This is a genomic window from Streptomyces fildesensis (genome assembly GCF_016107395.1).
Lineage (GTDB): Bacteria > Actinomycetota > Actinomycetes > Streptomycetales > Streptomycetaceae > Actinacidiphila > Actinacidiphila fildesensis.
Genome location: NZ_JAAIKO010000415.1, coordinates 1 through 223 on the forward strand (window position 1 = coordinate 1; position 223 = coordinate 223).

A 223-nucleotide genomic window follows, 5' to 3' on the forward strand; every position below is an offset into this window, starting at 1 on the left:
GTAGATGCGAAGTGACTGCTATACTCATTTTGTATGGCTTACCTAGGTTGTTGACTGGATCGATATTGGCTCATGAGATGATGCATGCCTGGCTTCGACTTAAAGCTTTCCCCAATTTAGACCCAAAAGTTGAAGAAGGCATATGTCAAGTGTTGGCCCATATGTGGTTGGAATCCGAGATCTACTCTGCTTCTTCTTCGACTGCTTCATCTTCTTCATCGTC

General features: G+C 43.9%; 1 protein-coding gene. It reads left to right on the forward strand.

Translation table 11 applies throughout. From position 1 onward, the window contains the following. Positions 1-11: 11 nt before the first annotated feature. A partial coding sequence (locus C6N31_RS47565) for a protein DA1 (RefSeq protein WP_498063742.1) occupies positions 12-223 on the forward strand: 212 nt, incomplete at its 3' end.